20 protein-coding genes are annotated in these 26,939 nt (G+C 62.7%); 13 read left to right on the forward strand and 7 right to left on the reverse strand.

Annotated features, from left to right (window positions below; all coding sequences use genetic code 11):
• Positions 1-33: 33 nt before the first annotated feature.
• Positions 34-837 (forward strand): MOSC domain-containing protein, encoded by an 804-nt coding sequence (locus CKW35_RS21285; RefSeq protein WP_016485633.1) that lies wholly within the window; start codon positions 34-36, stop codon positions 835-837.
• Positions 838-904: 67 nt separating this feature from the next.
• On the opposite strand, the gene CKW35_RS21290 is transcribed toward CKW35_RS21285, so the two are convergent.
• The gene (locus CKW35_RS21290; protein ID WP_016485634.1) at positions 905-2,830 is read right to left on the reverse strand and encodes a transglycosylase SLT domain-containing protein; all 1,926 of its coding nucleotides are present in this window, start codon (positions 2,828-2,830) and stop codon (positions 905-907) included.
• A gap of 222 nt (positions 2,831-3,052) precedes the next feature.
• Between CKW35_RS21290 and CKW35_RS21295 the strand changes: the two genes are divergently transcribed.
• Entirely contained in the window at positions 3,053-4,981 is a 1,929-nt protein-coding gene (locus CKW35_RS21295) for an ATP-binding cassette domain-containing protein (protein WP_016485635.1), read from the forward strand.
• Between the two features lie 112 nt (positions 4,982-5,093).
• On the opposite strand, the gene CKW35_RS21300 is transcribed toward CKW35_RS21295, so the two are convergent.
• Positions 5,094-5,534, reverse strand: coding sequence for a universal stress protein (locus CKW35_RS21300; protein WP_016485636.1), 441 nt, complete (start codon positions 5,532-5,534; stop codon positions 5,094-5,096).
• 110 nt (positions 5,535-5,644) lie between these two features.
• Between CKW35_RS21300 and CKW35_RS21305 the strand changes: the two genes are divergently transcribed.
• The 7 genes from CKW35_RS21305 (at position 5,645) to CKW35_RS21335 (ending at position 14,071) form a co-directional block, all read left to right on the forward strand.
• Positions 5,645-6,082 carry a hypothetical protein gene (locus tag CKW35_RS21305; RefSeq protein WP_016485637.1) on the forward strand — a complete coding sequence of 146 codons (438 nt, stop codon included), beginning with the start codon at positions 5,645-5,647 and terminating at the stop codon, positions 6,080-6,082.
• Positions 6,083-6,707: 625 nt separating this feature from the next.
• Positions 6,708-8,855, forward strand: coding sequence for a fatty acid oxidation complex subunit alpha FadB (fadB, locus tag CKW35_RS21310; protein ID WP_095116817.1), 2,148 nt, complete (start codon positions 6,708-6,710; stop codon positions 8,853-8,855).
• A gap of 31 nt (positions 8,856-8,886) precedes the next feature.
• On the forward strand, positions 8,887-10,062 hold the full coding sequence (gene fadA / locus CKW35_RS21315; protein WP_012271343.1) for an acetyl-CoA C-acyltransferase FadA: 1,176 nt from the start codon (positions 8,887-8,889) through the stop codon (positions 10,060-10,062).
• A 76-nt stretch (positions 10,063-10,138) separates the two neighbouring features.
• A complete protein-coding gene (locus CKW35_RS21320; protein WP_016485639.1) occupies positions 10,139-10,390 on the forward strand; it encodes a DUF1653 domain-containing protein in 252 nt (83 codons plus the stop codon).
• Positions 10,391-10,490: 100 nt separating this feature from the next.
• Positions 10,491-13,100: a type I DNA topoisomerase gene (gene topA, locus CKW35_RS21325; protein WP_016485640.1), complete on the forward strand. Its 2,610-nt coding sequence runs from the start codon at positions 10,491-10,493 to the stop codon at positions 13,098-13,100.
• A gap of 171 nt (positions 13,101-13,271) precedes the next feature.
• Positions 13,272-13,787: a DUF6586 family protein gene (locus CKW35_RS21330; RefSeq protein ID WP_016485641.1), complete on the forward strand. Its 516-nt coding sequence runs from the start codon at positions 13,272-13,274 to the stop codon at positions 13,785-13,787.
• Between the two features lie 50 nt (positions 13,788-13,837).
• Positions 13,838-14,071 (forward strand): hypothetical protein, encoded by a 234-nt coding sequence (locus tag CKW35_RS21335; protein WP_003248777.1) that lies wholly within the window; start codon positions 13,838-13,840, stop codon positions 14,069-14,071.
• Positions 14,072-14,119: 48 nt separating this feature from the next.
• Here the strand turns inward: CKW35_RS21335 and sulA are convergent, their stop codons facing one another.
• Both sulA and lexA read right to left on the reverse strand, forming a co-directional pair.
• The gene (sulA, locus tag CKW35_RS21340) at positions 14,120-14,596 is read right to left on the reverse strand and encodes an SOS-induced cell division inhibitor SulA (RefSeq protein ID WP_016485642.1); all 477 of its coding nucleotides are present in this window, start codon (positions 14,594-14,596) and stop codon (positions 14,120-14,122) included.
• Positions 14,597-14,609: 13 nt separating this feature from the next.
• On the reverse strand, positions 14,610-15,218 hold the full coding sequence (gene lexA, locus CKW35_RS21345; RefSeq protein ID WP_012271348.1) for a transcriptional repressor LexA: 609 nt from the start codon (positions 15,216-15,218) through the stop codon (positions 14,610-14,612).
• 215 nt (positions 15,219-15,433) lie between these two features.
• Between lexA and CKW35_RS21350 the strand changes: the two genes are divergently transcribed.
• From CKW35_RS21350 to nagZ, 3 genes are read left to right on the forward strand one after another with little or no spacing between them, the layout of a single operon-like run.
• Positions 15,434-16,141, forward strand: a complete 708-nt coding sequence (locus CKW35_RS21350; protein WP_023048969.1) for a TetR/AcrR family transcriptional regulator — start codon at positions 15,434-15,436, stop codon at positions 16,139-16,141.
• Between the two features lie 39 nt (positions 16,142-16,180).
• The gene (locus CKW35_RS21355) at positions 16,181-16,705 is read left to right on the forward strand and encodes a L,D-transpeptidase (protein ID WP_023048970.1); all 525 of its coding nucleotides are present in this window, start codon (positions 16,181-16,183) and stop codon (positions 16,703-16,705) included.
• Between the two features lie 22 nt (positions 16,706-16,727).
• Positions 16,728-17,726 (forward strand): beta-N-acetylhexosaminidase, encoded by a 999-nt coding sequence (gene nagZ, locus CKW35_RS21360; RefSeq protein WP_172455937.1) that lies wholly within the window; start codon positions 16,728-16,730, stop codon positions 17,724-17,726.
• 125 nt (positions 17,727-17,851) lie between these two features.
• Here nagZ and CKW35_RS21365 read toward each other — a convergent pair whose 3' ends face one another.
• From CKW35_RS21365 to mfd, 3 genes are read right to left on the reverse strand one after another with little or no spacing between them, the layout of a single operon-like run.
• Positions 17,852-21,169 (reverse strand): DEAD/DEAH box helicase, encoded by a 3,318-nt coding sequence (locus CKW35_RS21365; protein ID WP_095116821.1) that lies wholly within the window; start codon positions 21,167-21,169, stop codon positions 17,852-17,854.
• Between the two features lie 4 nt (positions 21,170-21,173).
• Entirely contained in the window at positions 21,174-21,746 is a 573-nt protein-coding gene (locus CKW35_RS21370) for a CsiV family protein (protein WP_016485648.1), read from the reverse strand.
• Between the two features lie 9 nt (positions 21,747-21,755).
• Entirely contained in the window at positions 21,756-25,205 is a 3,450-nt protein-coding gene (gene mfd / locus CKW35_RS21375; protein WP_031311939.1) for a transcription-repair coupling factor, read from the reverse strand.
• Positions 25,206-25,372: 167 nt separating this feature from the next.
• Between mfd and CKW35_RS21380 the strand changes: the two genes are divergently transcribed.
• On the forward strand, positions 25,373-26,836 hold the full coding sequence (locus tag CKW35_RS21380; RefSeq protein ID WP_016485650.1) for a glyceraldehyde-3-phosphate dehydrogenase: 1,464 nt from the start codon (positions 25,373-25,375) through the stop codon (positions 26,834-26,836).
• Positions 26,837-26,939: the final 103 nt, after the last annotated feature.

Consider the following 26,939-nt stretch of genomic DNA (forward strand, 5'->3'; position numbering starts at 1 on the left):
GCTTGGTGTTTGGCATGATGCGAGGCTGCAGGGATGTTTCTCAGTGAGTTGTATCGATACCCGGTGAAGTCGGGGCAGGCGCAAAGCCTGCAGGCTTCACGGGTGGGTTTGCTGGGGTTGCAAGGCGACCGCCGCTGGATGGTGGTCGAGGAAGAAAATGGACGCTTCCTGACCCAGCGGGCCTGGCCGCACCTTGGCCAGCTCCAGGCGTGCGACGACGACGAGGGCCAGTTGTTGCTGCAGGCGCCCGGGCGGGTGCCGTTGCGGGTGCCCGTGCCCGCTACCGATGAGGCCCTGCGCGGCGTGACGATCTGGCGCGACACCCTGCGGGTGCCGGATGCCGGCGACGCGGCAGCCGCCTGGTTGACCGCGTTGCTGGGCAAGCCCGTGCGCCTGGTGTATTGCCCGGAGCAGCGCGCACGTTACCTGCCCAATGGTTATGGCTTCAACAGTGATCGGGCGGCGTTTCCCGACGGTTTCCCCTTGCTGCTTATCGGGCAGGGCTCGCTGGACGAGCTCAACCGGCGTATTGGCCGGCCCATGGAAATGTTGCGCTTTCGACCCAACCTGGTGGTGCGGGGGGCTGAACCATTTGCCGAGGATGGCTGGAAGCGAATCCGCATCGGCAACCTGGAATTTCGCGTGCTCAAGCCCAGTGTGCGGTGCATCTTTACCACGATAGACCCGGCAACCGGGCAGCGCAGTGCGGACCGCGAGCCGATGGTCACGCTCAAGACCTTTCGCGAGAAGGAGGGGGATGTACTGTTTGGCCAGAACCTGGCAGTGGATGGCAGCGGGTGGCTTGAAACAGGAATGCAGGTGGAAGTTCTGGAGTGAATGTGCCGCCTGAACCGGCCCTATCGCTGGCTTGCCGGCGATAGGGCCGGTTCAGGTTCAGCAGGCCTTACATGTCATCGAAATACCGCTCATGCCAATCTACCAGCGGCTGCGGCGAATTCAGCTTCTGCCCGTAGATCACCGAATACGACAGCACGTTCTGCACATATTGGCGCGTTTCGTCGAACGGGATCGATTCCACCCACACATCGAAGCTCAGGTGTTTGGCGCCTTTCAGCCACTGCCGAACGCGCCCGGGCCCGGCGTTGTAGGCCGCCGAGGCCAGCACCCGGTTGCCGTTGAACTGGCCGTGCACCTGGCTCAGGTAGGCCGCACCCAGCTGGATATTCTTGTCCGGGTTCAGCACCTGCGCCGGTGATGCCAGCGGGATGCTGAACTTGCGCGCGGTTTCTTTGGCGGTGGCCGGCATAAGCTGCATCAGGCCGCTGGCGCCCACCGGCGAGCGCGCATCCTCCATGAATGCGCTCTCTTGGCGGGTGATGGCGAATACCCAACTCGAATGCAGGCCGCGGACTTTGGCTTCGCGCACCAGGGTGTCGCGATGGGCCATCGGGAAACGGATGTCCAGGTCGTCCCAGTATTGCGCCTGGCTGATCGTGCGGATGGCCGGGAAGTACCAACGCAGCTCATAGCCCAAGCGAGCCTGGGCAACCATTTCGTCGCGGGTGAAGTGGCGGCTGACGTGGTACCACTCGCGACGGCCCTCCACGATCTGGCCGCGGGCGTGGAACTCCAGGGCACGCTGAATGCCGGGTGTGTTGCGGACCTTCTTGACCAGTTGCGGGCTCAGCAACAACGGCTTGTTGTTCAACTGGTACGGCGTCTGTGCCCGGTCGGCGGCGAGGAAGCCGTAGAAGTCCCGCTCACGTGCCACGGTCTTGTACAGCAGGGGGATCTGCGGGTTGTTCGGCTGGGCCAGTTCCAGGCTGCGTGCCTGCCAGTATTTCCACCGGCTGCTGCTGGCCAGGTCCTGGGGCAGGCGCTTGGTCAGCTCGTAGGCGTCTTCCCAGCGGCCCAGGCGCAGCAGCAGGCGCAGGCGCCATTCGCTGACGGTGTTGTCGCGAAGCTCGGGGTCGTAGCGGGTCATCAGGTCGAGCGCGCGCGGGTCGTAGCGACGTGCCAGGGTCAGGCCGATCTCGCGGGCGATGGCAACCTTCTCATCGCGGGAAAAGTGCATGCGCTGGGCGTAATCGTCGAGCAGTGCCATGGCCCGGTCCGGGTCTTGCCGTGCAAGACGGCGCAGGCCGAGGCTGACGACGTCGGACATGGCGTCGTTGGCCGGGGTAAAGCGCGACGGCTGGCCGAGCAGCTCAGGCTTCTGCGCCACATCGACCAGCAGGCGCCCCTGCGGGCCGAGCGTGGTCAGCGTCTTGACCAGGTTGTTGGCCAGGGCGTAGTTGCGGGCCTGGGCCGCCAGCTTGGTGCGTTCCCAGCGTTTGGCCTCGGTCAGTTGGCCTTCCGCCGCCCACATGCCGAACAGCGTGTCGCAGGCGGCAGGCTGGGACTTGCCGACGTTCCACAGTTTGTCGGCTGTGGCGTAGCCCTCGGCGCGCAGGCCATGGCTGAGCTGATACTGGCCATTGAGGCAGTCCAGTTCGGTGAAGTTGAGTTTTGGATCGTAGTATTTGACGAAAGTATCCCATTCGCCGCGTTCGGCCAGCCAGCGTAGCCAGCGCAGTTTCATCCAGTTGGCCTGGGGCAGGTCGCCATGCTTGGCGAGAAAGCCTTCGATCTCCTGGTTGCTGGCGCTTTTGAGGCGGGCGGTAAGCTCGTCGTAGGCCAGGTACGGTGTGAGCGGGTAGTCGCTCAGGGCTTGCGCATAGCGCAAGTACGGGCCTTTGTCGCCTTTGGCCAGCGCACGCTTGGCCTCGTCGTAGTACTGGCGTTGCTGGGTGAGGTCGGTGGCCTGCGCCGCGCAGGTGGCAGCGGTGAGCAGCAGGCATGATGCGATGTGTAACAGGCGGCTGCGCATGATACGTCCGGGCAGTAGAACCATGGGGAAGTGACGGCGGAGCCAGCACTGTTGGAAGCGATTGCCCTTAGCTTAGCTGTTTGCCGGCGGCGGGTGAAAGCACTGTGCTTGTATCGGGATATTAACTTCGACCAGATGTCGCAAAGCGGTCGCCGGGTGGCCAAGCGGATGCCGTCGAGGGCCAAGTCAGGTAGAATGCGCGCCCGATTTATGGAGACCAACATGACCCTGCTCAAATTCAGCGATGTGTCCCTCGCATTCGGCGCCATGCCGCTGCTGGACAAAGTGTCCTGGCAGATCGCTCGTGGTGAGCGGGTGTGCATCATCGGCCGCAACGGTACTGGCAAGTCCAGCATGCTGCGCCTGGTCAAGGGCGAGCAGAAGGGTGACGACGGTGAAGTCTGGCGTGCCCCGGGCCTGAAGATCGGCGAGCTGCCGCAGGAACTGCCGGTGGCCGACGAGCGCACGGTGTTCGATGTGGTTGCCGCAGGCCTGGATGGCGTCGGCGAGCTGCTGGCGCAGTTCCACCACCTGAGCATGAATATCCAGAACGACGAAGACCTGGAAAAACTCATGCACGTCCAGCACGAGCTGGAAGCCCGTGATGGCTGGCGCCTGCAACAAGTGGTGGAGAGCACCCTGAGCCGCCTGCAGTTGCCGGCCGACAAGACCCTGGCCGAGCTGTCCGGTGGCTGGCGCCGCCGTGTGCTGCTGGCCCAGGCGCTGGTGTCCGAGCCCGACCTGCTGCTGCTCGACGAGCCGACCAACCACCTGGACATCGGTGCGATTGCCTGGCTCGAAGAGGCCCTGCGCAGTTTCAACGGCGCGGTGTTGTTCATCACCCACGACCGGTCCTTCCTGCAGAACCTGGCCACCCGCATCCTTGAACTGGACCGCGGCGGCCTGATTGACTGGAACGGTGACTACGCCAGCTTCCTGGTGCACAAGGAGGCCGCACTGGCCGCCGAAGAAACTGCCAATGCGCTGTTCGACAAGCGCCTGGCTCAGGAAGAAGTGTGGATTCGCCAAGGCATCAAGGCACGCCGCACCCGGAACGAAGGGCGTGTGCGGGCATTGAAAGCCTTGCGTGTGGAGCGTGGCGAGCGCCGCGAGCGCCAGGGCAAGGCCAACATCCAGATCGAGGCGGCGGAAAAATCCGGCAAGCAGGTGATGGTGCTGGAAAACGTCAGCTTCCATCACGCCGACGGGCCGATGCTGGTCAAAGACTTTTCCATGGTCTTGCAGCGTCAGGACCGGATCGGCCTGCTGGGGGCCAACGGCACTGGCAAGACCACCCTGCTCAAGCTGATGCTCGGCGGCCTGGAGCCCACTTCGGGCAAGGTCGAGCGCGGCACCAAGCTGGAAGTGGCCTACTTCGACCAGATGCGCCACCAGCTCGAGCTGGAAAAGACCGTGATCGACAACCTGGCCGAAGGCCGTGATTTTATCGAGATCGACGGCCAGAACCGCCACGTGCTGAGCTACCTGGGCGACTTCCTGTTCAGCCCTCAGCGTGCCCGCACGCCGGTCAAGGCACTGTCGGGTGGCGAGCGTGCCCGCCTGCTGCTGGCAAAGCTGTTCAGCAAGCCGGCCAACCTGCTGGTACTCGACGAACCGACCAACGACCTGGACGTGGAAACCCTCGAGCTGCTCGAGGAAGTGCTGTCCAACTACAAGGGCACCGTGCTGATGGTCAGCCACGACCGGGCCTTCCTCGACAACGTCGTCACCAGCACGCTGGTGTTCGAAGGCGAGGGCAAGGTGCGTGAGTACGTGGGCGGCTACGAGGACTGGATTCGCCAGGGCGGCTCGCCAAAGCTGCTGGGCGTGACCGAGAGCAAGGGCGGCAAGTCCGAACTCAACAGCGCAGTGGTGGAAAAAGTCGAGGACAAGCCCGCGCCTGTTGCTGCGCCGGTGGCGGAAGAGGCGTCGAAGAAGAAGCTCAGCTACAAGCTGCAGCGTGAGCTGGAGATGCTGCCAGGGCAGATCGACGAAGTTGAGCAGCGTATGGCTGAGGCCCAGGAAGAAGTGAATGCGGCGGGCTTCTATCAGCGGCCGATTGCGGAAACTTCGGCAGTGCTTGCGAAGATCGAGAAGCTACAGGGTGAGCTGGATGCGCTGGTAGAGCGCTGGGCCGAGCTGGAAGGCTGATCGGCTTTAACCTGTACCGGCCTCTTCGCGGGGCAAGCCCGCCCCCACAGGTATCGCGGCGCGGTCACTGTGGGAGCGGGCTTGCCCCGCGAAGAGGCCGGTACAGGTTAAGTCATTCTTTCTTCTGCAACCGCACCGCCAGCACATCGCACGGCGCACCATGCAGCACGTCATTGGCGGTGGAACCCAGCAGCAGCGCCAGGCCATGGCGGCCATGGCTGCCGACCACGATCAGGTCGCAATTCTGTTCCTTGGCCAGTTGGTGGATTTCCTGGCGCGGTTGGCCGTAGGTCAGGTGGGAATCGCCGCGCTGGATGTCCGGGTATTTGTTGAACAGCCGGTCCATGCGCTCCTTGGCCTGGTCGAACTGTTGCTGTTGCAACTGCGACAGGTCCATCGGTACGTCACCGCCGAATGCCATGGCCATCGGCTCGACGATGTGCACCAGGGACACCTTGGCGCCTGAGGGCTCGGCGAGCTTCATGGCACGCTTGATCACCGGGTCGCATTCTTCGGTCAGGTCGACGGCGACCAACAAATGTTCATATTGCATGAGCGGTACTCCTGGCAATCGCGATAGAAGAAGTATGGTCGCTTTCGGGCGGGTCTACCGTGAAAAATGGCTAACCAGCTCATTTGCAACGCTTTATGGGAACTACTGATATGACGGTATTGCTGGTGGTGTCAATCCTTGCGCTGATTCTCAGCCCGCTTTCCTGGCTGCGAGGCTCGCGCAAGCAGAGCGAGCAGATGAAGTTGCGGCTGGAGGCCCGGCGCATGGGGTTGGCCATGCAACTGGCGCCGCAGCAGTGGCCGCACTGGCTCGAAATGGAGCCGCCAAGCCCTTGCCCGCAATACCACCGGGCGCGGCGTCGCGGGCATGAGGACAGCTTCAGCTTCTGGCAGGTCACCCCAGGGGTGTGGTGGAACCAATGGCGCGAGCCCTGCGAAGATCCTCGCTTCATCGAGGCCTTGGCGCGCTTGCCGGCGAGCGTCTACAAGGTCGAAGCCGACGCGCGGATGATCGCCCTGTACTGGACTGAACGGGGTGATACGGCTGTATTGCAGGATGTTGCCTACGTCCTCGAAACCCTGGCCTGAAACCTCGTGGGGCCACGTCGTACCCGTAGGAGCAGCCTTGTGCTGCGAAGAGGCCGGTATGCCTGATAGTACTGTTCCGGGCGTATCGGCCTCTTCGCCGCACAAGGCGGCTCCCACAGGAACGGCGTAGGCGTTCAGGGCTTTAAACGACAAAGCGGCGGCTTGGCAGAACCCTGAAGGGGTGGGGTGCCAAGTCGCCGCTTTGCGTTTCTGCTACGCAGAAAAGGCCAGGCAGGCCGGGTATTCATTCAAGCAAGTGCCAGTGTAGCCGCACTGGGGTGCCGCGCAAGCCGAAAGATGCAGCACTGTCCAACCGGGCGTGGTCAATCGCTGACGTGAATGGTCGGCGATCACTGTCATCATGTTTTGCACCCGGACGATACAAAGTGACTGGAAAGTCGCGTTTTCGTCGTGCTCCTGAGCATTTGACAACGCCGATCTTTTCGGAGAATGTGTGCACACCCAAATCAAACGGGCGTATGAATTGAGCGTTTGTATGTCATGACGCCAAGCCATACTTCCGACTAGCGCGCTGACGGGTGTGCCTGGGGCAGGGCAGCTAGGCCTGCTTCTGCTGCAGCGATCGGCGTGTACAGTTCAGCTTCCATATCGTGGAGATCAGTTGATGATTTACGAAGGTAAAGCCATCACGGTTAAGGCTCTTGAAAGTGGCATCGTCGAGCTCAAATTCGACCTCAAGGGTGAGTCCGTCAACAAGTTCAACCGCCTGACCCTGAACGAGCTTCGCCAGGCCGTCGACGCCATCCAGGCCGACGCCTCGGTCAAGGGCGTGATCGTCAGCAGTGGCAAGGACGTGTTCATCGTCGGCGCCGACATCACCGAGTTCGTCGACAACTTCAAGCTGCCCGAGGCCGAACTGGTCGCCGGCAACCTGGAAGCCAATCGCATCTTCAGTGCCTTCGAAGACCTCGAAGTGCCGACCGTTGCTGCCATCAACGGCATCGCCTTGGGCGGCGGCCTGGAAATGTGCCTGGCCGCCGACTACCGGATCATGTCCTCCAGCGCCAAGATTGGCCTGCCCGAAGTCAAACTGGGCATCTACCCCGGCTTTGGCGGCACCGTGCGCCTGCCGCGCCTGATCGGTTCGGACAACGCTATCGAGTGGATCGCCTCCGGCAAGGAAAACCGTGCCGAGGACGCCTTGAAAGTGGGCGCTGTTGACGCCGTGGTCGCCCCTGAGTTGCTGCAGGCCGGTGCCTTGGACCTGATCAAGCGGGCCATCAGCGGCGAGCTGGACTACAAGGCCAAGCGTCAGCCGAAGCTGGAAAAGCTCAAACTCAATGCCATCGAGCAGATGATGGCCTTCGAGACCGCCAAGGGCTTCGTTGCCGGCCAGGCCGGCCCGAACTATCCGGCCCCGGTCGAAGCCATCAAGACCATCCAGAAGGCCGCCAACTTCGGCCGCGACAAGGCCCTGGAGGTCGAAGCCGCGGGCTTTGCCAAGCTGGCCAAGACGTCGGTTGCCGAAAGCCTCATCGGCCTGTTCCTGAACGACCAGGAACTCAAGCGCAAGGCCAAGGCGCATGACGAGATTGCCCACGACGTGAAGCAGGCCGCCGTGCTCGGCGCCGGCATCATGGGTGGCGGCATCGCTTACCAGTCGGCGGTCAAGGGCACCCCGATCCTGATGAAGGATATCCGCGAGGAAGCTATCCAGCTGGGCCTGAACGAGGCCTCCAAGCTGCTCGGCAACCGCGTCGAGAAGGGCCGCCTGACCCCGGCCAAGATGGCCGAGGCACTCAACGCCATTCGCCCGACCCTGTCCTATGGCGACTTCGCCAATGTCGACATCGTCGTCGAAGCTGTGGTCGAGAACCCGAAGGTCAAGCAAGCTGTGCTGGCTGAAGTGGAAGGCCAGGTGAAGGACGACGCGATCCTCGCTTCCAACACCTCGACCATCTCCATCAACCTGCTGGCAAAAGCGCTCAAACGCCCGGAAAACTTCGTCGGCATGCACTTCTTCAACCCGGTGCACATGATGCCGCTGGTTGAAGTGATCCGTGGTGAGAAGTCCAGTGAAGTGGCGGTGGCCACCACCGTGGCCTACGCCAAGAAAATGGGCAAGAACCCGATCGTGGTCAACGATTGCCCGGGCTTTTTGGTCAATCGCGTGCTGTTCCCGTATTTCGGCGGCTTTGCCAAGCTGGTCAGTGCCGGTGTCGACTTCGTGCGCATCGACAAGGTCATGGAAAAGTTCGGCTGGCCAATGGGCCCGGCTTACCTGATGGACGTGGTTGGCATTGACACCGGCCACCACGGCCGTGACGTGATGGCCGAAGGCTTCCCGGACCGCATGAAGGACGACCGCCGCTCGGCCGTCGACGCGCTGTACGAGGCCAACCGCCTGGGCCAGAAGAACGGCAAGGGCTTCTACGCCTACGAAACCGACAAGCGCGGCAAGCCGAAGAAGGTCTTCGATGCCACCGTGCTCGACGTCCTCAAGCCGATCGTGTTCGAACAGCGTGAAGTCACCGACGAAGACATCATCAACTGGATGATGATCCCGCTGTGCCTGGAGACCGTGCGCTGCCTGGAAGACGGCATTGTCGAAACCGCCGCCGAAGCCGACATGGGCTTGGTCTATGGCATTGGTTTCCCTCCCTTCCGCGGCGGTGCGCTGCGCTACATCGACTCGATCGGTGTGGCCGAATTCGTCGCATTGGCCGATCAGTACGCCGATCTGGGGCCGCTGTACCACCCGACTGCGAAGCTGCGTGAAATGGCCAAGAACGGCCAGCGCTTCTTCAACTGAGCGGTCAACGAGCTAGAGCGAGAGATTTGATATGAGCCTGAATCCAAGAGACGTGGTGATTGTCGACTTTGGTCGCACGCCAATGGGCCGCTCCAAGGGTGGCATGCACCGTAATACCCGCGCCGAAGACATGTCGGCGCACCTGATCAGCAAGCTGCTGGAGCGCAACGGCAAGGTCGACCCGAAAGAAGTCGAAGACGTGATCTGGGGCTGCGTCAACCAGACCCTGGAGCAAGGCTGGAACATCGCCCGCATGGCGTCGCTGATGACCCAGATTCCGCACACGTCTGCAGCGCAGACCGTCAGCCGCCTGTGCGGCTCTTCGATGAGCGCCTTGCACACCGCTGCCCAGGCGATCATGACCGGTAACGGCGATGTGTTCGTGGTCGGTGGCGTGGAACACATGGGCCACGTCAGCATGATGCATGGCGTGGACCCTAACCCGCACCTTTCCTTGCATGCGGCCAAGGCTTCCGGGATGATGGGCCTGACTGCAGAAATGCTCGGCAAGATGCACGGCATCACCCGGGAGCAGCAGGACCTGTTCGGCGTGCGTTCGCACCAGTTGGCCCACAAAGCCACGGTCGAAGGCAAGTTCAAGGACGAGATCATCCCGATGCAGGGCTATGACGAGAACGGCTTCCTGAAGGTATTCGATTTCGACGAAACCATTCGCCCGGAAACCACCCTCGAAGGCCTGGCATCGCTCAAGCCCGCGTTCAACCCGAAAGGCGGTACTGTCACCGCCGGTACCTCGTCGCAGATCACCGACGGCGCTTCGTGCATGATCGTCATGTCTGGCCAGCGTGCAATGGACCTGGGTATCCAGCCATTGGCGGTGATTCGTTCGATGGCGGTGGCAGGTGTTGATCCGGCGATCATGGGTTATGGTCCGGTACCGTCGACCCAGAAAGCGCTCAAGCGCGCCGGGCTGACCATGGCCGACATCGACTTCATCGAGCTCAACGAAGCCTTTGCTGCACAGGCCTTGCCAGTGCTGAAAGACTTGAAAGTGCTCGACAAGATGGATGAGAAGGTTAACCTGCACGGCGGCGCCATTGCTTTGGGTCACCCGTTCGGTTGCTCCGGGGCACGCATTTCGGGCACCCTGCTCAATGTCATGAAGCAGAATGGCGGTACTCTGGGGGTGGCGACCATGTGCGTCGGCCTCGGCCAAGGTATCACCACTGTCTTCGAACGCGTCTGATCGCGTTGCGGGACAGCAACCGGGGCCTTGTGCCCCGGTTTTGTTTTTACAGGTTTTATTCAAGAGGGTGGGCAACATGCAGATACAACCAGGCGTATACCGGCATTACAAAGGGCCTGAGTACCGTGTCTTCAGCGTTGCGCGGCACTCCGAGAACGAAGAGTGGATGGTGTTCTACCAATGCCTGTATGGTGATTACAGCTTCTGGGTACGCCCCCTTTTGATGTTCCAGGAGTCCGTCGAGGTTGACGGCGAGCAGGTGCCACGCTTTGCTTTGGTCAAGGCCGAAGAAGGGCTGCCTGGGTTGCTGGGCAAGTCGCACGAGTGATTGTCCGAGCTTGACCTCACACTTTTGCCACTATATATAGCGGTGCCGCGTTTGGTACCTGACGCGTTTTTCATTTTCAGATTCAGGAATACTCCGATCCATGGGCAAATCGCTGGTCATTGTGGAATCCCCGGCCAAGGCCAAGACCATCAACAAGTACCTGGGCAACCAGTACGTGGTGAAGTCGAGTATCGGCCATATCCGAGACCTCCCCACCAGCGGTTCGGCCAGCGCAAGCAAAGAGCCGGCCGCCAAGCGTGGCAAGGCCGCGGGTGAGGCTCCGGCCCTGTCGCCGAAAGAAAAGGCCCGTCGCCAGCTGGTGGCACGCATGGGCGTCGACCCGGATCACGGCTGGAAGGCCAAGTACGAGATCCTGCCTGGCAAGGAAAAGGTGATCGAAGAACTGCGTCGCCTGGCCAAGGATGCCGACACCATCTATCTCGCAACCGACTTGGACCGCGAAGGGGAAGCCATTGCCTGGCACCTGCGCGAAGCCATCGGTGGTGACGACACACGCTACAAGCGCGTGGTGTTCAACGAAATTACCAAAAAGGCCATCCAGGAAGCCTTCTCGCAGCCAGGCGAGCTGGACATCGACCGGGTCAACGCTCAGCAGGCGCGGCGCTTCCTCGACCGTGTGGTTGGTTACATGGTTTCGCCGCTGTTGTGGGCCAAGATTGCTCGCGGCCTGTCTGCTGGCCGTGTGCAGTCGGTCGCGGTGAAGCTGGTGGTGGAGCGCGAGCGTGAAATCCGTGCATTCATCCCGCAAGAGTACTGGGAGATTCATGCCGACCTCGGTACCGCCAAGAACGCCAAGGTGCGTTTCGAGGTGGCGCGCGAGAAGGGCGAGGCCTTCAAGCCGCTGAACGAAGCCCAGGCCATGGCTGCGCTGGAGAAGCTCAAGGCTTCCAGCTACAGCGTGGTCAAGCGTGAAGACCGCCCGACCAGCAGCAAGCCGTCGGCGCCGTTCATTACCTCCACCCTGCAGCAGGCGGCCAGTAACCGCCTGGGCTTCGGGGTGAAAAAGACCATGATGATGGCCCAGCGCTTGTATGAGGCCGGCTACATCACTTACATGCGTACCGACTCGACCAACCTGTCGGTCGATGCCCTGGACATGGCGCGTAGCTACATCGAGCGCGAGTTCGGCAAGCAGTACCTGCCGGATGCGCCACTGGTTTACGGCAGCAAGGAAGGGGCCCAGGAGGCGCACGAAGCGATTCGTCCTTCCGATGTGAATACGCACCCGACCAAGCTCAGCGGCATGGAGCGCGACGCCGAGCGCCTGTACGAGCTGATCTGGCGCCAGTTCCTGGCCTGCCAGATGCCCCCGGCGCAGTACCTGTCCACCAGCGTCACCGTGGCTGCGGGCGACTTCGAGCTGCGTGCCAAGGGCCGTATCCTCAAATTTGACGGTTATACCCGCGTGCTGCCGCAACAGAGCAAGCCGGGCGAAGACGACGTGCTGCCTGAGATGGTCCAGGGCGAAGCGCTGAAGCTGATTCAGATCGACCCGAGCCAGCACTTCACCAAGCCGCCGGCGCGCTTCACCGAGGCCAGCCTGGTCAAGGAAATGGAAAAGCGCGGCATTGGTCGCCCGTCGACCTATGCGGCGATCATCTCGACCATTCAGGACCGTGGTTATGTGACCTTGCATAACCGCCGTTTCTATTCCGAGAAAATGGGCGACATCGTCACCGAGCGCCTGTCGGAAAGCTTCTCCAACCTGATGGACTACGGCTTTACCGCCGATATGGAGGAGAACCTCGACGACGTGGCCCAGGGTGAGCGTGACTGGAAAAACGTACTCGACGAGTTCTACGGCGACTTCAGCAAGAAGCTGCAGACTGCAGAGTCCAGCGAAAACGGCATGCGCGCCAACCAGCCGACCATGACCAACATTCCGTGCAAGGAATGCGGCCGGCCGATGATGATCCGCACCGCTTCCACGGGTGTTTTCCTGGGTTGTTCGGGTTACAGCCTTCCGCCAAAAGAGCGCTGCAAGGCCACCGTCAACCTGGTGCCGGGTGACGAGATTGCCGCTGATGACGAGGGTGAATCGGAATCCCGCGTGCTGCTGGGCAAGCACCGTTGCCCGATCTGCGCCACAGCGATGGACGCCTACCTGCTGGATGAGAAGCACAAGCTGCACATTTGCGGTAACAACCCCGATTGCGTTGGCTACGAGATCGAAGAGGGCAGCTACCGCATCAAGGGTTACGAAGGGCCGAGCCTGGAGTGCGACAAGTGTGGCAGCGAGATGCAGTTGAAGACCGGCCGTTTTGGCAAATTCTTCGGCTGCACCAACCCGGCGTGCAAGAACACCCGCAAGCTGCTCAAGAGTGGCGAGGCGGCGCCACCGAAGATGGACAAGGTGGACATGCCGGAGCTCAAGTGCGAGAAGGTGGACGACACCTACGTGCTGCGTGACGGTGCTTCGGGGTTGTTCCTGGCTGCCAGTCAGTTCCCGAAAAACCGTGAAACCCGTGCGCCGCTGGTGCTTGAAATTGTGCCGCACAAGCACGAGATCGATCCGAAGTACCACTTCCTCTGCGATGCGCCACAGAAAGATCCAGAAGGCCGCCCGGCAGTTATCCGCTACAGCCGCAAGACCAAGGAGCAGTACGTGCAGTCCGAGGTCGATGGCAAGCCGACCGGCTGGAAGGCCTTCTACGACGGCAATGCCTGGAAGGTTGAAGACAAGCGCTGATCTTTCGGTGCTTTAATTGGGGCCGCTTTGCGCCCCTTCGCGGCACAAGGCCGCTTCTGCAAGGAATCGCGTTCTCTTGCAGGAGGGCCTTGTGCCGCGAAGGGGCGCAAAGCGGCCCCAATCATTTATGATGCATGTATTCGCCTTGCAGCCTGATGGGAGGGCAAAGAAATGGCCCAGGAAACCTACACTCGCACCAACCAGAAACTGTTCTTCGCCGGCCTCGCTCTGGAGTCCATGGCCAAGGCTGAACAAAGCCAGGCCATGAATGCACAGGGCCTGGTTCAGGCTGAGCGCGAATCGGCGCTGTTCCACCTGTATGGCGCGCTGCTGGGCCTGTGCCATGAAATCGGGGTGTTCTACCGCCTGCCGGTGGTTGCAACTGTCGAGCAAGCGCTGGCCGACGACGCGCTGAATGGCATCGCTATCCCGGAAGTGGCCGAGCTGCTTGAGCTTGCCCGTCAGCGCGAAACCTGGCTGGCGCAAATGCTGGGTGCTTATGCCGATTTGTTCCGACCACCGGTCGCCAGGAAAGCGCCGAAAACCGATGTCACGCAGCCTCTGATCCAGGCCGTCAATCTCGATGAGCCCGAGCATCCGGCGCTATCGCGTACCGAGCTGGAAAGCTGGCGCAACAACCTCAAGGGTTTGGTGAGACGTTTCCGCGATGCGTTGAGTGAGTGCTGATAGCCGTTACGGCTGGTACAATACGGACCTTTCGCGGAGAACTGCCATTTATGTCTACGTCGTTTCTGGAAATTGTCGAGTTGCCTGATGGCCGCATCGAACTGCGTCGCGCTGAGGATGAGGGCTCTCTGGTAACCCTGGATTTCTCGGAAGACGCCAAGGTGTTCCTGCAGGGCCAGCATGTAGAAGTGGCCAAGGCCATGCTTAGCGTGGGCGTGCAGATGGCCGGCCGCCTCATGGATGGTGAGCTCGAACGTGATGAAGGGCCGCGTGTGCTGCACTGACCGTGCAGCAGCCAGCAGGTTTTTCGAATGACAGGCAAAGCCTGAGCATCAGCCGAGGCGGATGTTCAGGCTTTGTGCGTTTCCGACACTGGCGGCGCGCAGCAATTGCTGGCGAGCGGTGGCGTTGACGTTGCCCAGCCAACTGACCACCGTGTGGCTGCGGCCCAGGCGCAAAGCTTCGCAGGCCAGTTGCAGCGGGGTTTGGTTGCCACGAGGTTGCAGCAGCAAGATGCGTTCACGGTTGAGGCCGGCATCGCGCAGCCAGGCCTGGGTCAGGCTCGACGGCGGGGCGATCAGGGTCAGCCAGCGGGCCGCGTCCTCTTCGCTCAGTTCGCGCAGTACCGGTGCCAGCAGGCTTTGGCAGTGACCGGGCGCGCCGCGCAGCGACAATTCGCTGAACAGTTCAGGCTGGTTGTGCTTGCGCGCCAGTTCGCTGGCTTTCAGGCCAGGTAGCACGGGCTGGGCGAGAAATGCTTCGAACAGGGGCAACTGGGCTTGCTCGGGTGCGTGAATGAACTGCTGCATGACGCCTCCTGGATCAGCGGCGAATGACGCCGACGCTCAAACCCTCAATCACCAGTTCCTGTTCTTTCAGGTCGACTTCGATGGGGGCGAATTCGGGGTTTTCGGCAAGCAGCCAGACCTTGCTGCCTTCACGCTTGAAGCGTTTGACGGTCACTTCGTCGCCGATGCGGGCGACGACAATCTGGCCGTTGCGGGCTTCGCGGCAGGTGTGAACTGCCAGCAGGTCGCCGTCGAAGATGCCGACGTCCTTCATGCTCATGCCGTGTACGCGCAGCAAATAGTCGGCCTGGGGGTGGAAGAAGGCGGGGTTGATATTGCAGGATTGCTCAATGTGCTGTTCGGCAAGAATCGGCGCACCGGCAGCAACCCGGCCAATGATAGGCAGGCCGCTTTCTTCTGCCTTGGTTTCCAGGCCGGGAATGCGGATGCCACGGGAGGCGCCCGGGGTCATCTCGATTGCGCCCTTGCGGGCGAGGGCCTTGAGGTGCTCCTCGGCGGCGTTGGGCGATTTGAAGCCCAGCTCCTGAGCGATCTCGGCGCGTGTCGGCGGGAAGCCGTTGTCTTCGAGGCAGCGCTTGATGAACGCGAGAATTTCGGCTTGGCGTGGCGTCAGTTTCAACATGGTGAGCGCTCTGTCTTTTTGTACAGTGACTGGGATTATATACAGTACTGGATGCGCTGCAAGCCAAAAGGCGCATTAAACCTGAACGCTGGCACTTGCAGCACGCCGGCTGGGGCTTTTAAATGGCGACCGCCCGGTCACCGAGCCTTGACAGAAGCAGGACTGAAACGTATGTTTCAAACACCTGTTTGTCTGGCGGAGTACGCGGAGTAGTCATGGCCCAATCGGAAACCGTTGAACGCATTCTCGATGCTGCCGAGCAGCTGTTCGCGGAAAGGGGGTTTGCCGAAACCTCATTGCGGCTGATTACCAGCAAGGCCGGGGTGAACCTGGCGGCCGTCAACTATCATTTCGGCTCCAAGAAAGCGTTGATCCAGGCGGTGTTCTCGCGCTTCCTCGGGCCGTTCTGCGCCAGCCTGGAGCGCGAGCTGGAGCGTCGCCAGGCCAAGCCGGAGCACAAGCCCAGCCTCGAAGAGCTGCTGGAGATGCTGGTGGAGCAGGCGTTGGTCGTGCAACCTCGCAGCAATAACGATCTGTCGATCTTCATGCGCCTGCTGGGCCTGGCATTCAGCCAGAGCCAAGGCCACCTGCGGCGTTACCTGGAAGACATGTACGGCAAGGTGTTCCGCCGCTACATGCTGCTGGTCAACGAGGCTGCGCCGCGTATTCCACCACTGGAACTGTTCTGGCGCGTGCACTTCATGCTCGGCGCCGCCGCCTTCAGCATGTCCGGCATCAAGGCGCTGCGTGCGATCGCCGAGACTGACTTTGGCATCAACACCTCGATCGAGCAGGTGATGCGCCTGATGGTACCGTTCCTGGCTGCAGGCATGCGTGCCGACAGCGGCGTCACCGACGAAGCCATGGCCACGGCGCAGCTGCGACCACGCAGCAAAGCTACCGCTATTACCGCCAAGGCCTGAAGGCTGGGCGGGGCAGGGCGCTTCGGCTAAGCTAGCGCCATGCCCGATCTCGACCTGCTGCACATTTCCCTTGCCGACCAATGCCTGTATGGCTTTGCCTGTGGCCAGCTGCGCGTGCGCGTGCCGGTTTCCACGTCGCGCAACGGTGCGGGCGAGCGCTACGGTTCGGGTTGCACACCGCGTGGCCTGCATCAAGTGCGGGCAAAAATTGGCGCGGGCCTGCCGCTTGCTGCAGTGCTGGTCGGGCGGCGCTGGGCGGGTGAGGTGTGGTCGCCGGTATTGCACGCGCAATACCCGGGCCGTGACTGGATACTCACCCGCATCCTCTGGCTCAGCGGCTGTGAGCCGGGGCTTAACCGCCTGGGCGCGGTCGACACCTTCCGCCGCTACATCTACCTGCACGGCACCCCGGATACGGAACCCATGGGCGTAGCGTTGTCCCATGGCTGCATACGCCTGCGCAACACTGACTTGCTAAGCCTGTTCGAGCGGGTGCCGGCCCATTGCCCGGTGCGTATCGAACAGGCCGCCTGCCCCCAGTGGGCCTCTCTTTGTCTTCAATGAAGGATTACCCATGACCGTCAGCCTGCAAGGCTCCCTGATGGTGGATATCGCCGGTAAATGGCTGACCGCCGAAGACCGTCACTTGCTGCGCCAACCCGAAGTGGCCGGCCTGATCATTTTTGCCCGCAACATCGACAGCCCGCGCCAGGTGCGTGAGCTGTGCGCATCGATCCGCGCCATACGCCCTGACCTTATTCTGGCGGTAGACCAGGAGGGCGGCCGCGTGCAGCGCCTGCGCCAGGGTTTCGTGCGCCTGCCAGCCATGCGTGCGCTGGCCGACAATGACAACGCCGAGTACCTGGCGGAGCAGTGCGGTTGGCTGATGGCGACCGAGGTGCTGGCGGTTGGCCTGGACCTCAGCTTTGCACCCGTGCTGGACCTGGACCACCAGCGCAGCGCCGTGGTCGGCAGCCGTGCCTTCGAGGGCGACCCCCTGCGTGCCACGCAACTTGCGGGGGCGTTCATCCGCGGTATGAATGCGGCGGGCATGGCTGCCTGTGGCAAGCACTTCCCCGGCCATGGCTGGGCCGAGGCTGACTCGCATGTGGCCATTCCCACCGATGAGCGCAGCCTTGAGCAATTACGCCAGGCCGACCTGGTGCCGTTCACGCGCCTGAGCGGCCAGCTGGCGGCGGTGATGCCGGCGCATGTCATCTACCCGCAGGTTGACAACCAGCCAGCCGGTTTTTCGCGGCGCTGGCTGCAGGACATCCTTCGCGGCGAGCTGGGCTTTGACGGGGTGATCTTCAGTGATGACTTGTCGATGGCCGGTGCGCATGTGGTGGGTGATGCGGCCAGCCGTATCGAGGCAGCGTTGAGCGCCGGCTGTGACATGGGCCTGGTGTGCAATGACCGGGCGGCAGCGGAGCTGGCACTGAGTGCGGCGCAACGTATGAAGGTCAAGCCATCGCCGCGGATTGCGCGGATGCGCGGGCAAGGGTTTGCGCGGACCGATTATCGCCAGCAGCCGCGCTGGCTGGAGGCGTTGGGGGCGTTGAAGGAAGCTCAGCTGGTCGATTGACTGCCTCGGCCGCTTCGCGGGCATGCCCGCTCCCACAGGTACTGCGCATGCCAGATAGCGGTGCGGTCACTGTGGGAGCGGGTTCACCCGCGAAGAGGCCAGCTTGGGCAGTGAAAGTTGATGGTTTACCGCCCACGCTTGCCTGGCAATGGCGCAAACAGTGCCTCGATTTCTTCATCGCCCATGCGCCATTGCCCAGCCTGCCCGCCATCCAGCAAGCTGGCTGCCAATGCCGCTTTCTCCTGCTGCAACATCTGGATCTTCTCTTCCACCGTACCCCGGGTAATCAGCTTGAACACGAACACTGGCTTGTCCTGGCCAATCCGGTACGCCCGGTCGGTGGCCTGGTTTTCGCTGGCCGGGTTCCACCAGGGGTCGTAGTGGATCACCGTGTCTGCGGCCGTCAGGTTCAAGCCCACCCCGCCTGCCTTCAAGCTGATCAGGAACACTTCGCTGTCACCCTGCTGGAACTGCCGCACTGGCGTGCGCCGGTCGCGCGTGTCGCCGGTCAGCAAGCTATAGCGGATCTTGCGTTTCTGCAGCTCCTGCTCGATAAGTGCCAGCATCGAGGTGAACTGCGAGAACAGCAGTACCCGGCGCCCTTCGCTGAGCAGCTCCTCGAGCATTTCCAGCAGCGCGCCCAGCTTGCCCTTGTCGGCCTGGTTCCCATGGCTTTCCACCCCTTTTACCAGGCGCAGGTCGCAGCACACCTGGCGCAGCTTGAGCAGGGCGTCGAGGATGACGATCTGGCTGCGCGCGGCGCCATTGCGAGCGATTTCGTCGCGGACTTTCTGGTCCATGGCCACTCGCACGGCCTCGTAGGTGTCGCGCTGGGCGTCGCTGAGCTCGACCCAGTGCACCATCTCGGTCTTGGCGGGCAACTCGGTGGCCACCTGCTCCTTGGTGCGGCGCAGCAGGAAGGGGCGAATACGCGTGACCAGGTGGGCCAGGCGCTCAGCGTCGCCATGGCGCTCTATCGGGACGCGGTAGTCCTGGTTGAACCGTTTGAGGTCGCCCAGCCAGCCGGGCATGAGGAAGTGGAAGATCGACCACAGCTCGCCCAGGTTGTTTTCCATCGGCGTGCCGGTGAGGCACAGGCGCTGGCCGGCCTGTAGCTCGCAGACGGCGAGGGCGGCCTTGCTGGTGCTGCTCTTGATGTTCTGTGCCTCGTCCAGCACCAGCATGTGCCAGGCTTGGGCGCGCAGGTGTTTCAGGTCGCGTGGCATCAGGGCGTAAGTGGTCAGGACCAGGTCGTATTCGTGCAACCGGGTGAAATGCTTGCTGCGCCCTGGGCCATGCAGTGCCAGTACGCGCAGGTCAGGGGCGAAACGCTGGGCTTCGTCCAACCAGTTGGGTATCAGGCTGGTGGGCATGACCGCCAGGGCCGGTGCGCCCAAGCGCCCGGACTGTTTTTCCAGCAGCAGGTGTGCCAGGGTCTGCAGGGTCTTGCCCAGGCCCATGTCGTCGCCGAGGATGCCGCCGGTACCCATCCCGCGCAGTGCCTGCAGCCAGTTCAGGCCCTGCTGCTGATACGGCCGCAAGTTGGCCCGCAGCCCGGCGGGGGGTGGCACTTGCAGCTCGCGGGCATCGCGCAGGCGGCGGCCCAGGTCGCGTACGTGCTCGCCCCCTTCCCAGTGCAAGGGCAGGCCCTCGATTTCGTTCAGGCGCGCGGCGTCGGCGCGCTCCATGCGCAGGCTCGGGCCAGCGGTGTCTTCGTGCAGGTACAGCTCACCCAAGGTGCCCATCACGGCCTTGATGCGGCCGTAGGGCAGGGCGACGCGCAATGCCGGTGTGTCCAGGCGGCCGCGGTTGAGGTCGATCAGCAGGTGTTCATCGTCACTGCGCCGGGCCAGTTCGCTGGGGCGCAGCAGCTCTGGGCTGCTGCGCAGCAGTTGCAACACGATGGGCAACAGGCTGTGACGCTGGCCATCGACCACAATGCCCAGCTCCAGGTCGAACCATTCATGGCCGGGCGCCTCGTCGATGGTCGCATACCAGTCGTCCACCTCCTGCAAGTTGAAGGCGAAATCGCGGTGTATGTCGATGTTCCAGCCGGCTTCGCGCAGGCGCGGCAGACCTTCGCGTGCAAAGCGCAGCCAGGCTTCGTCGTCGGGCAACTGATACATTTCGCCGGCACTGTCGGGCAGGGCCTTGCTCTGCCGAGTGGCGGGTTTGAAGCCCAGGTCGCGTAACGCATTGCGCAGGGCTAGCTCGGCTTGCGGCTGTCGGCGAATTCGCTGGCTGGTGCTGCCCGCCAGGCGGGTCAGCGGCTTCTCGTCGGTGCCGCTGACCTGCAAACCGTCATAGTTGAATGCCAATGCGGCGCGGTGTTGCATTTGCCGTTGCATGCGACCGGTTTTCGGCATGTAGGCGGTGTATTCAAGGCTGCCGAGCGCAAGAATGGGCTTGGGCTGGATGTGATCGAGCAACTGCTCCTGCACTGGCGTCGGCGTCGGCACCTTGTGGCTGAGGGCATTGAGTTTATGGCTGAGGGGTACGACCAGGTGCTCGGGTACATCGGGGGCAATAGTCAGCTGCACGGCGACATGCGGATCCAGGCTGTGCTCAACCTTGCCCACTTCACTGGTCAGCAGATCGAAGTAGTAAAGTGGCAGCAGCGGGATGACGCAGCGCAGCATTTCCTCGCCGCTGTACCACAGTCCCCGGTAGTTTCCGTTGTCCAGGCGTACCCAGCGGAACTCGGCATGGCGCACCGGGCCTTGATGAAGCGGTGGGAAGCCGACATCGTAAAACATGCGCCCGGTTTCGAGTGCGCGCTGGAACAACTCGCCACCTTCCTGGCCCTTCAGTTTATAGCCGCGGTCCTGGCCGCCGCCCTGATTCAGGGCCGAGAGCAGGCGCAGAATGCGGGTGTCTTCTTCCGTCACGAAGCGCGGTGGCTCGTAGAGAAAGTCGTACAGTGACTGGACGCGGCTGAAGCGTATGCCGTCCTCGGTTCGCGTGCCCTTGCGTACCAGCAGGGCGCAGCCGGCATCATCGGTGAGGTCGAGCTGGTAGCACACCATGCGTCCGCGTTTGTCTTCGGCTGCGTTGGGCTTGGGCGGGGCCTGCTCCAGGCCGCTCAACCAGTGCTGCAGTTCCGCGGACAACGTTGCCGGGTCGGCTTGCGTGGCCTCATGATTGGACCAAGGGTCGCTTATGCAGAACAGTGCAGCGGCGCAATGCTTGCAGTTTTGCCCTACAGGGCAATCGCATTCACCGTGCACATGGCAACGGCCGCCGGCTACGTGCAACTCGATGCTTTGCCGATAGTGGTTGTCGCCACTCCCTTGGCAATTGGCCGTGATGGTCGGCCCATAGAAGCCTTCCAGTTCGACCCTGCCTTCCTCGGCATAGCGCTCACCGCGTTGCAGGGCAGCTTTGCTGAACGATTGGGTCCAGTTCGGATAAGCGTTCACCATCTCGGCGGCATCTTGCTTCATCGGATTACTGCTCCATCATCTCCGGGTCCATCACCGGCATTTTCGGCGTACCCGGTGGTGTCACCTTCAGCAGCACCGCCAGGTGCCCGCCGTCGAGGAAGGTCAGCTGGCCGGCCTTGACGTTGCTGTTGTTCTGCCTGAACTGCTCGCTTTGCAGCACGCTGCCGTTGCCGTCCAGCTGGTTGACCCAGAAGTTGGCCTCGACCGAGATGAAGCGGCCTTGCGCGATGCTCAGGTTGCCTTCGATAGGGAAGTGGCCGAACTGTTCGGCGCCTTCGCCCAGGGCAATGCGGCCAGGTTCGCTGCCGACCTGCTGCTGCCAGGCCTTGTGCATCAATACGGTGTAGTCGGCGGTGGCTTCCAGGCGGGTGGCTTCGTCTTCCAGCGCCAGTGGGCGCTCTGCGTCTTTTGCCAGGCGTGGGGCGCCAGCGCTCCAGTCTTCCGGGGCGAACGGGCTGGTGAAGGCGGGCACGCTGTTCTGCCGCACCAGAATCATTTCTACCTGATACAGGCCTTCGGCGAAGGCGGCTGGCGCGAACAGCGCCAGCAGCAGGGTCAGGCAACGGATGGCACGCATGGATCTTCCTTAGGCAGGCTGTGGGGTCAGGCGCTCGAACAGCGCCTCCAGGGTGTTGAAACGTTCGTCGGGGCGTTCCATCGGCACAAGGAAGCGGAACTGGGTAGCGCCTTCGAACTTGTAGCGTTTGGGCTGGCCCTGGATCAGCTTGATCAGGGTCAGCGGGTCGACCGGGGTTTCGGCTTCGAACTCGAGCTTGCCACCATTGGGGCCAGCATCGACTTTCTTGATGCCGAGCTTTTCCGCCTGCAGCTTGAGCGAAGTCAGGCGCATCAGGTTCTTGGTCGGTTCTGGCAGCAGACCGAAGCGGTCGATCATTTCCACTTGCAGGTCCTTGAGGCCTTCTTCGTCGGCGGCCGAAGCAATGCGCTTGTACAGGATCAGCCGAGCATGCACGTCAGGCAGGTAGTCCTCGGGGATCAGTGCGGGCAGGCGCAGGTTGATCTCCGGGCCGCCGCCAAGCGGTTGCTCCAGATTTGGCTGGGTACCCTTGCGGATCGCCTTGACCGCGCGTTCGAGCATTTCCATGTACAGGGTGAAGCCCACCGCCTGGATCTGACCGCTCTGGCCTTCGCCCAGCAGCTCGCCCGCACCGCGGATTTCCAGGTCGTTGGTGGCCAGCACAAAGCCAGCACCCAGGTCCTGGGTGTTGGCGATGGCTTCCAGGCGTTTTTCAGCGTCGGCGCTGACTTTCTGTCGGGTTGGGGTCAGCAGGTAGGCGTAGGCCTGGTGGTGGCTACGGCCGACCCGGCCACGCAGCTGGTGCAGCTGGGCCAGGCCAAACTTGTCGGCGCGCTCGATGACGATGGTATTGGCGCTAGGCACGTCGATGCCGGTTTCGATGATGGTCGACGCCACCAGCACGTTGAAGCGCTTGTGGTAGAAATCGCTCATCACCTGTTCCAGCTCGCGTTCGCGCATTTGCCCGTGGCCGATGCCGATACGTGCCTCGGGCACCAGTTCGGCAAGGTCGGCGGCGCATTTTTCGATGGTTTTCACATCGTTGTGCAGGTAGTACACCTGGCCACCGCGCAGCAGTTCGCGCAGCAGTGCCTCCTTGACCGTGCTCTTGTTCTGCTCCATGACAAAGGTGCGCACCGACAGGCGGCGCGCTGGCGGCGTGGCGATGATCGACAGGTCGCGCATGCCGGCCACTGCCATGTTCAACGTGCGCGGGATCGGCGTAGCGGTCAGGGTGAGGATGTCGACCTCGCTGCGCAGTGCCTTGAGCTGCTCTTTCTGGCGCACACCAAAGCGGTGCTCTTCGTCGATGATGGCCAGGCCCAGGTCCTTGAAGCGCACATCGTCCTGCAGCAGCTTGTGGGTGCCGATGAGGATGTCGATCTTGCCTTCGGCCAGGTCGGCGGCGGCGGCGGCCACTTCCTTGGCCGACTTGAAGCGGCTCATCACCTCCACGGTCACCGGCCAGTCGGCAAAGCGGTCGCGGAAGCTGTTGTAGTGTTGCTGGGCGAGCAGGGTAGTGGGCACCAGCACGGCGACCTGGCGGCCACTGTGCACGGCGATGAACGCCGCCCGCATGGCCACTTCTGTCTTGCCGAAGCCGACGTCGCCACACACCAGGCGGTCCATTGGCTTGGGCGCGAGCATGTCAGCCCGCACCGCCTCGATGGCCGTTTGCTGGTCCGGGGTTTCTTCGAACGGGAAGCCGGCGCTGAACGTGGCGTAGTCGGCGGACGGGTCGGCAAACGCATACCCTTTGCGCGCGGCCCGGCGGGCATAGATGTCGAGCAGTTCGGCGGCCACGTCGCGCACCTGTTCGGCGGCCTTGCGCTTGGCCTTCTGCCAGGCTTCCGAGCCCAGCCGGTGCAGCGGTGCCAGGGCATCATCGCTGCCGGTGTAGCGGGCGATCAGGTGCAGGTTGGCCACCGGCACGTACAGCTTGGCGTTCTCGGCGTATTCCAGGGTAAGGAATTCGGCAGCCTGGCCTTCGATTTCCAGGGTGGCCAGGCCCAGGTAGCGGCCCACGCCATGGTCGATGTGTACCACCGGTGCGCCTTCGCGCAGCTCGGTGAGGTTCTTGATGACCGCGTCGTTGGCGGTTTCGCCACGCTTGTCGCGGCGGCGGCGCTGCATCACGCGCTGGCCGAACAGTGGGCTTTCCGCGACCAGGGCCAGGCCTGGGTCGTCCAGCAGCAAGCCGTCATCCAGCGGGGCGATGGTGATCGCCAGGCGCTCGCTTCCGGTGATGAAGTCGGCCCAGCCGTCGACAGTGTGCGGCCGCAGTTTCAATCGTTCGAGCAGCTCCAGCAACACTTCGCGGCGGCCGGCCGATTCGGCGGTGAACAGCACGCGGCCGGGGAACTGGTCGAGGAAGTTGGCCAGCTCGGCCAGCGGCTGGTTGGCCTTGGCCTCGATCGCCAGGTTGGGCAGGGCGCGCGCCGGGAAGCGCTCGCGGCCCGCGCCCGGTTCGATGTCTTCGCTGCTGACCACCACTCGCGGCCACTGCTTGAGCCGGGCGAAGCAGTCCTCCACTGGCATGAACAGCTCGGCAGGCGGCAGCAGCGGCCGGCTGAGGTCGCCACGGCGGTCTTCATAACGGCCGCGCACGTCGTTCCAGAAGTGTTCGGCGGCCTGTTCCACGCCAGGCAGCGAAAACACCTGGGTGTCGGCCGGCAGGTAGTCGAACAGGGTGGACGTTTCTTCGAAGAACAACGGCAGGTAGTACTCGATGCCGGCCGGGATGATGCCGCTGGCCAGGTCCTGGAAGATCGCACTGCGGCGGAAATCCACGTCGAAGCGTTCACGGAAGCGTGCCTTGAAGCGGGTCACTTCCTCTTTTTGCATCGGAAATTCGCGTGCCGGCAGCAGGCGCACCGAATCCACCTTGTCGATCGAGCGCTGGGTCTCGGGGTCGAAGGTGCGCAGTGTCTCGATCTCGTCATCGAACAGGTCGATGCGGTAGGGCAGCTTGCTGCCCATCGGGAACAGGTCGATCAGCGCGCCGCGCACGGCGAACTCGCCATGCTCGTAGACGGTGTCGACGCAACGATAGCCACTGGCCTCCAGGCGTGTGCGCATCTGCTCCACGTCGATGGTCTGGCCCACGTCCAGCACCAGGCTGCTGCCCAGCAGGAAGCGGGTGGGCGCCAGGCGGTGCAGGGCGGTGGTGACCGGCACCACGAGGATGCCATGGCTCAGTTCCGGCAGGCGGTACAGGCTTGCGATGCGCTGGGAAATGATGTCCTGGTGTGGCGAGAACAGGTCGTAGGGCAGGGTTTCCCAGTCGGGGAATGGCAGCACCGGCAGGTCCGGGGCGAAGAAGCGCAGCTCCTGCTCCAGACGGTCGGCGGCCTGGCTGTCGGCTGTCAGCAGCAGGGTGAAGCGGCCAGCGTTGCTGGCGGCCTCGGCGATGGCAAGGCTGAGGGCGGCACCGGGCAGGTTACCCCAGGTTTGTTTGCCGGCCGTGGCCGACATGTGCGGTAGGCGCAGAACTGACACGGGAGATTGCACTCCAAGCGTTGCGGCAAAGACACCGATTGTACCGGTGACCGTGCCGGCTGTCAGGCTCGAAAGGGCGTGAACGCTGGCTTGCGTGACTGCGACAGGCGCTCATTGCCGGTTCCGCGTCGGGGCGTCATAATGTAGCCCCTTTTTTCTGTCCCTACATGTGGAAGGTTCCCGTGACTCAGAAGCCCGACCAGTGTCTTGGTGAGTGGATTGATCGTGAAGCTCTGGCTGAAGCGATGATCCCGCTTATCGGTCAGCTCTACCGCAACAACAACGTGGTGAGCTCGATTTATGGCCGTAGCCTGATCAACCGTTCGGTTATCTCGATCCTCAAGGCGCACCGCTTTGCGCGTCATCGTCAAGCCGACGAAACCGAGCTGTCCGTCCACGAGACATTCCCCCTGCTCAAGGCCATGAGCGAGCTGAAACTGGGCGCCGCTTCGGTCGACCTGGGCAAGCTGGCCAACAAATTCAAGCAGGAAGGCAATGGCCGTACTGCCGAGCAGTTCGTCCGTGAAGAACTGGCCGACGTGGTTGGCCAGCAGAACGCTTCGGCGCGCAAAGGCACCGACGTTGTCCTGTACGGCTTCGGCCGCATCGGCCGCCTGCTGGCGCGTATCCTGATCGAGAAGACCGGTGGTGGCGACGGCCTGCGCCTGCGCGCCATTGTCGTGCGTAAAGGCGCCGAGAACGACCTGGTCAAGCGTGCCAGCCTGCTGCGTCGTGACTCGGTTCACGGCCCGTTCGACGGCACCATCACCATCGACGAAGCCAACAACACCATCACTGCCAACGGCAACCTGATCCAGGTTATCTACGCCAAGAGCCCGAGCGAAGTCGACTACACCCAGTACGGCATCGAAAACGCGTTGATCGTCGACAACACCGGGGTATGGCGTGATGCCGACGGCCTGGGCCAGCACCTGGCCTGCCCGGGCGCTGCCCGCGTGATCCTCACCGCACCTGGCAAGGGCGCGCTGAAGAACATCGTGCACGGCATCAACCACGGTGACATTGCTGCCGATGACAAGATCATCTCGGCGGCCTCCTGCACCACCAACGCCATCGTGCCGGTGCTCAAGGCTGTCAACGACAAGTACGGCATCGTCAACGGCCACGTCGAAACCGTTCACTCGTTCACCAACGACCAGAACCTGATCGACAACTTCCACAAGGGCAGCCGCCGTGGTCGTGCCGCGCCGCTGAACATGGTCATCACCGAAACCGGCGCAGCCACTGCTGCCGCCAAGGCGCTGCCAGTGCTGAAGGGCAAGCTGACCGGCAACGCCATTCGCGTACCGACGCCGAACGTTTCGATGGCCATCCTGAACCTGAACCTGGAAAAGGCCACCAACCGCGACGAAATCAACGAGTACCTGCGCCAGACCGCCATGCACTCGGAACTGCACAAGCAGATCGACTACGTCAGCTCGCAGGAAGTGGTTTCGACCGACTTCGTTGGCTCGCGCCACGCCGGTGTGGTTGACGCTGAAGCCACCATCGCCAACGACAACCGCGTTGTCCTGTACGTCTGGTACGACAACGAATTCGGTTACAGCTGCCAGGTGGTTCGCGTGATGGAAGACATGGCCGGTGTGAACCCGCCAGCGTTTCCACGCTGATTCGCTTGTAAGGCAATGAAAAAACGGGAACCTTCGGGTTCCCGTTTTTTTTGCTTGCCGTGGGTTGTGTGGTGCCTGTGAGATCGAGCGCCGCCCGCGCGGC

This window comes from Pseudomonas sp. Irchel 3F3, assembly GCF_900187545.1.
Classification (GTDB): Bacteria; Pseudomonadota; Gammaproteobacteria; order Pseudomonadales; family Pseudomonadaceae; genus Aquipseudomonas; species Aquipseudomonas fortuita.